The 6,764-nt window shown below is 49.3% G+C and carries 3 protein-coding genes; 1 reads left to right on the top strand and 2 read right to left on the bottom strand.

From position 1 onward, the window contains the following. A partial coding sequence (locus ACO0K8_RS22125; RefSeq protein ID WP_422948826.1) for a beta strand repeat-containing protein occupies positions 1 to 3,196 on the top strand: 3,196 nt, incomplete at its 5' end. 324 nt (positions 3,197 to 3,520) lie between these two features. Here the strand turns inward: ACO0K8_RS22125 and otnI are convergent. Further along, entirely contained in the window at positions 3,521 to 4,336 is an 816-nt protein-coding gene (gene otnI, locus ACO0K8_RS22120; RefSeq protein ID WP_422948825.1) for a 2-oxo-tetronate isomerase, read from the bottom strand. Between the two features lie 463 nt (positions 4,337 to 4,799). Beyond that, a complete protein-coding gene (locus tag ACO0K8_RS22115; RefSeq protein ID WP_422948824.1) occupies positions 4,800 to 6,719 on the bottom strand; it encodes a bifunctional diguanylate cyclase/phosphodiesterase in 1,920 nt (639 codons plus the stop codon). Positions 6,720 to 6,764: the final 45 nt, after the last annotated feature.

Here is a 6,764-nt window from a genome sequence, read left to right as displayed (position 1 = left end):
GGTCACAGCAACGGTCACCGACCAAGCTGGCAATGTCTCCGCCCCAGGCACAGACAGTGCCGTACTGGACACAACGGCCACGGCAGCGCCGACGATTACCATCACGACCGACAGCAACAACGACGGCTTGATCAGTAAAACAGAACTGGGTGCAGCAACGACAGTGGCAGTCACAGTCGCCTTGCCAGGTACGGCTAAAGCAGGTGATACGCTGACGATCACCGACGGCACGACTCCGCAAAGCCATGTCTTGACCGCTGCAGAAATCACGGCAAGCACCTATAGCAGCACGGTCGCCAAACCGGCTGAAGGTGCTAATTTAACGGTCACAGCAACGGTCACCGACCAAGCTGGCAATGTCTCCGCCCCAGGCACAGACAGTGCAGTGTTAGATACCACCGCCACAGCAGCTCCGACGATCACCATCACCACCGACCGCAATAACGACGGCCTGATTAATAAAACAGAACTGGGTGCGGCAACGACAGTGGCAGTCACAGTCGCCTTGCCAGGTACGGCTAAAGCAGGCGACACCCTAACCATCACCGACGGCACGACACCGCAAAGCCATGTCTTAACCGCCGCAGAAATCACCGCGGGTACTTACAGCGCGACCGTTGCGAAACCAGCGGAAGGCGCGACCTTGTCTGTTAGTGCGACGGTCACCGACCAAGCTGGCAATGTTTCCTTGCCTGGCACAGACAGTGCCGTACTGGATACCACAGCCACGGCAGCGCCGACGATTACCATCACGACCGACAGCAACAACGACGGCCTGATCAGTAAAACAGAACTGGGTGCAGCAACGACAGTGGCAGTCACAGTCGCCCTGCCAGGTACGGCCAATGCAGGTGACACCCTGACGATTACTGACGGTACTACACCGCAAAGCCATGTCTTAACCGCCGCAGAAATCACCGCTGGTACGTATAGCAGCACGGTCGCGAAACAGGCGGAGGGCACCAATTTAACCGTTACAGCAACCGTCACCGACCTGGCTGGTAATGTCTCCGCCCCTGGAGCAGACAGTGCTGTACTTGATACCATTGCGCCTACGGTCGTTGCTCAAACCTTCAGTTATGCAGAAAACAGTGCAGCCAACAGCATCGTGGCAACCCTGGTGGCAAGCGACAACGTCGGTGTGACTGGCTACAAGTTCACCGCCACTGGCAGCAACACCAGTGCCGACGGCTACTACCAAATCAGCAACGTCGGCGTCATCACCTTAACAGTAGCTGGTGCCGGCTCAGCTGTGAACGACTTTGAACAAGGCACAAACACTGGCAGCTACAGCGTCACCGCATTGGATGCCGCCGGTAACGGTACGGCAGCAATTATCACCCTGAACGAAACCAATGTGAATGAAGCGCCAACTGCGGCAGCGGTTGCGCAAGTCGGGACTGAAGATACACCGTTGACCCTTAACTGGGCTGCATTTGGTGCTAATGATATCGACACTGCACAGACGGGTTTGAGTATTCGTATTACTACTTTGCCTTTAGATGGAGTGTTAAGTCTTAATGGCGTTGCGGTTGTCGTTAATCAGTTAATATCTAAAGCCAATATTGATGCAGGGTTGCTCAAATTTACACCAGATCTGAATGAATCTGGTTTCGACGCTTCGCCAAATGTGGGAACGGGTAATCTGAAGCAAGATTACGTTAATTTGAATTTTCAAGTTTCGGATGGAGCATTCAATAGCAATACCGCTACACTCAAAATTGATATAACACCAGTGGCAGATACGCCTACTTTGGCAGCAATTAATCATAAGGTGCAGTTGTTTAATACCTCATGGGAAACCACTGACACAGGTCTAACGCAAGCTGTACTGAATCCAGATGCCACCTCTACCGGCAATATCACCGGGCCAACCTTGGCGGGATGGACTCGTATTGATACAGGGGATACTTTTGCTGGGGGAACGAATGCGTTTGAATTATGGTCGAATGGCGACACCATGGCTAATTCTGCAAACACACAAATTGCTATAACAGCAGGTGTCGGCAATGGGGTAAATTGGCTTGAATTAAATAATGCTGATAACAATGGCGCTAAAATCCAAACTCTAGGCATTGAGCGTACTGTTGCTACGATTGCTGGAAATGTCTATGACTTGGCGTTTGATTATGCCGGTCGTTTGGGTTATGGGACTGACTTTACTCGGATAAGCGTCTTGGTTGATGGTGCGAAAATTGCCAGCTACTCGGGGACCAGCTCAGCAAATGCACTCAATTGGGAAAACTTACACTTCAGTTTCGTTGGAACGGGTGTTGCGCAAAAAATCCAGATTATCACTGATCCACTTCAGTTTAATACCAACGGCCGTGGTGGAATGATTGACGATATCACTTTAACTGAAGCGCAAGGAGCGCTGGCAGGTAATGCTGCTGCAGGTACTGCAACGCAAGTTAGTCTTGCAACTTATGTCAATGCGGGTCTGGTCGATATGGACGGTTCTGAATCATTGAGTTTAAGTTTTGCCGGCTTGCCGACTGGGGCAACGATTATTACGTCGGCAAATCCTACGGGCTACGTTGTCAGCGGAGGGAGTGTGACGATTTCATCGGCAGAACTGGCTTCAGCAAAGCTTCAATTACTGTCTGATTTTTCCGGCGATTTGACTTTGAATGTTACGGCAACATCGACCGAGATGAACGGGGTCACTTCTACTTCGACGTCTAAGGCTGTGACCTTCTCGATCTTGTCTGGAATGGGGGCCGATGGCAATGATATTGTGCATGGAGGTATTGGAAATGACGTTCTTCATGGCGGAACTGTCAATGATATTTTAATTGGAGGTGCGGGAAATGACAATATGACAGGTAATGCTGGTGCCGATACCTTCAAATGGTCGCTTGCAGACAAGGGGGCAATTGGAGCACCTGCAACTGATACGGTAACGGACTTCAGCGCAGGGACCTACGCTGCTGGTGGCGATAGGCTCGATTTACGTGATTTGCTACAAGGTGAAAATCATGCCGCTGGAGTGGGTAATTTGGGTAATTATCTGCATTTTGTGAAAGGTGCTACTGACACAGTTGTGCATATTAGTAGCACAGGTGCTTTTTCTGGAGGTTTTAATGCTGCCAATGATCATCAGGTGATCACTTTGAGCAATATATTGCTGACTGGTGCCAACGACGTCGCGATCATTACAGATCTCCTCAATAAGGGAAAATTGATCGTTGATTGATTAAATTTTAGCGGAGTCAATTGATACTACCGTAAAAAGAAAAGGGCGATTATTCGCTCTTTTCTTTATGGCTTGAATCTAATTTATGGATTTTCAAATAGAGTTGTGATCAACAAAGAATGCAGCTTTCAACAGTGACAGGTCTAGCCATATTTTTTATGGAACGATGATTACTTTTATCTTCATCGTCTTAAATTTGTGCTGAGGCGTGTTTCACTAGGTACGTTGTTTCGTAATCAGTACGCAAATAGACGTTGCCTTAGTCTGATCGTATTAATTCATTAAACACATGAGCATCTATCTAACTCTTACATCTGAAAAACTTTAGTTTCCCCCTGGAGTAGCGTCAATCCGGTCTACTTTCGATATAGTTTTCTTCATCCATCCCAAGCCGTCTTCTGTGCGTCCGCGCGGACGGTATTCGCAGCCTATCCAGCCTTCATATCCGAGTTCATCGAGTAAATTAAACAGGTAAGGGTAGTTGACCTCACCCTGATCCGGCTCATTGCGGTTTGGAACGCTGGCTATCTGTACGTGGCCGATGCCGTCAAAGTGTTTTTGCAAACACATTGCCAAATCACCTTCGACGATTTGTGCATGATAAAAATCCATTTGTACTTTGACGTTGGGCTCGCCAGATTCTTCACGCAGGGCATGTGCCTGTGCCTGTGAATTGAGGAAGTAGCCAGGCATGTCGCGGCCGTTGATCGGCTCGATCAGCAGCGTTATGCCATGTTCGGCCACTGCGCACGCGGCATAGCGTAGATTGGCCAAATACTGTGCTCGATATATGCTTGGATCGGCACCGGCAGGCACTAGCCCTGCCATCATGTGCAGGCGTTTGGTGCCAAGTGCCATTGCATATTCGATCGAGCGTGCCACGCCAGCTTGAAACTCTGCATCACGGCCGGGCAGGGCCGCTATGCCGCGTTCGCCTGCTGTCCAATCACCCGGTGGTAGATTGAATAAGACATTTTCCAACTGGTTTTGTTGCAGCCATGAGGCGATCTGCTGCGGGTTATATTCATAAGGAAAAAGGAATTCGACGGCCTTAAAGCCAGCGATAGCGGCAGCCGTAAAACGGTGTGGAAAGGCGACTTCGTTAAACATCATACTCAGGTTTGCAGCAAATTTTGGCACGTGAATACTCCGGATAGATGTTGGCGTAGGGAGGGTAAATTTTTTTGTCGCAGAGATCGAGCTTGAAACCGTTTTTGAGTTAACGAGTTAGCAGTACGCCGCGAATTGCGGGCAACGCTTACTAATACAAAATAGTGTAATGGGTTCTCGGTTTTTCTAGGGAGCACATCATGGTTTTATGCGAAGCGTCAGTCTTTGCTCGCCAGTATTTTCTGATGCTTGGGTGCATCGCCAGACGACGCTAAAAATTCTAATTCAGTTCGAGGATACTCCAGCATAATTCTCAAAAGCGATCGGCCCAAAACGCAATACCGGTGCGGCTTGCAGGCCAGACAGGCTTGAAAGGCGCATGGAATATGCGCGCTGGGCATGTGCATTTTCTACGTTAATAGTTGCATCCTCTTCATGCTAAGTTCTCTATTTGTCGTGATTGCGCAGCATACCTAGACAATTCCGAAAGTGCTCAGTTGCTATCTGTAGACTGACCTATTATTGGCCCAGTTACTCCATCCACTCCAAGTTCCGACAAACTGGCCAATTCTGCGCTAGAGCTCACGCCTTCGGCAAATACCTGCAAGCCCATCCTGTGCACAATAGAGCCTATGCCTTTGACGAAGGCCTGATTGCCGGTATTCATGTCTATGCCGCGGATGAAGCCAGCATCGACTTTAACATAGTCAAGTTTAAGGTCGTGTAAGAGATTGATTTTGTCGAATTGCCGCCCAAAATGTTCTAAGCCGAGTTTGCAACCACTGACGCTGACATCGCGATGGAAGGCGCGGAACGCATCCAAGTTGGCAAATACTCCGTTCTCTGGTATCTCCAACCACAAACGCTTGCTGACTGCCGGGCGCGATAGCAGCAGCGCGCGTAGCTGCTCTCTGAATGCTGGATTTTGTATCGATTGCGCAGATAAGTTGATCGCGATATCATCCATCTGGCTATTTCGGCTCAACTCATTGAGCCCCAGGTTGATTGCTGCTAAATCGAGTTTATCAGTCAGCCCCAGACGTTCTGCAATCGGTAAAAAACGACCCGCAGGAAACCATTCGCCGCCAAACATTAAACGCAGTGCCGATTCAGTGTGTAGGGGGGTTTGAGAAAAATCGACCACTGGAAAAAACGCCAGTTTGACCCATTGCTGCTCAAGCGCACGCTCAATTAATTTAGACCACTCTTCGCTGCTTCTTGGCGCTTGTTCAATATTTAAGGGCGCAGCTTTTCGTACAGCATTCACTCCACCGATCTCAGCACTGGCGAGCGCTTCATCCACTTGTGAAAGGAGGGCTCCTGGGGCAATCCCGAACTCAAATTGACCATAGCCGATGAAGGCGGTGACTGGGTTATTTGGGATCTCAGCGAGTTCCTGAGTAATTGCTTCAAATACTGATGCGGCGACACTTCCCGCCTCAGTTTGCCGGAACAACAGGGCGAAATCAGTGCCATTCATGCGCGCTGCGAAACCCTCAGGTAGAGCACTGGCTTGCGCATTAAGTACGGTACCGAACTTCTTGAGTATGGTATCGACCTTGTTACGACCGAGTTGCTTATTGATTTCTGCTAAATGAGACAGGCGTAGCATCATCAGGCTACCGGCAGGCGCGTCTTCAGCCTCGACCATGACATGTAATTGGGCCATAAAATGGCTGCGGTTCGCCAGCCCGGAGACCAGGTCGGTGTTGGCTTGTCGGCGCAATGCCTCCAAGCGTTCGGCTTCTTCCGCGAACATCGATTTGAGCAAACTCACGGTTGAATTCATTGCCGTCGACAATTGTCGTAATTCTGGCACCTTCGATTCCGGAGCAATGATAAAGCGACGCTCGCTCATGGCATTGGCTTGAGCTATGACTGCACTCAGTGGTTTTCTCAAGCGACGTAAGATAAGGGTACCTAAATACCCTGAGATTAAACCGGACAAAGCCAGTGTCGCTATCATCTCTTTGGTGGATTGCCACAAGGTGAGGTAGGCAAAACTACTTTGTGTTACCAGTGATACCGTGCCCAATTGTTTCCATCCACTGCTAATTTGCGCCTGACCAGGAGTGGATAGAATCGGAAAGCTTTGGATAAACCACGCTGGAACCTTGGTTTTTTCAAGTGCGGCAACGCGTGTAATGATCTCTTTATCGTTGGCATCCCTAACGATAATCGAACTGTAGTGACCGCTGTCAAAGAGTGCGGCGATGACTAATTCAAGCTCAACGATATCAATCTCTTTTTGACTCAGTGAAAGCGCCAACACCGTCGCATTGTCGGCATTTTTCATGCGCAATTGCTCGTTAAGATAGGCGCGCGAATTAAGCGTGGAAGCCAGCAGGCTACCAATGGAAGCAAGTAAGGTACTGAGTATGATGGCAATCCAAAGTTGACGATACATTGACATTACACTTCCTTTTTAAAAAAACAAAAAAATACGCGCATCGTAAGT

The organism is Undibacterium sp. Ren11W (genome assembly GCF_049340485.1).
Lineage (GTDB): Bacteria > Pseudomonadota > Gammaproteobacteria > Burkholderiales > Burkholderiaceae_D > Undibacterium.
The sequence above is the reverse complement of the archived record's forward strand: the minus strand, read 5'-3'. Positions and strand labels throughout refer to the sequence as shown.

Bases quoted from the DNA above. Each gene is read 5' to 3' on its own strand.
- ACO0K8_RS22115 (WP_422948824.1), bottom strand. From the start codon at position 6,719: ATGTCAATGTATCGTCAACTTTGGATTGCCATCATACTCAGTACCTTA.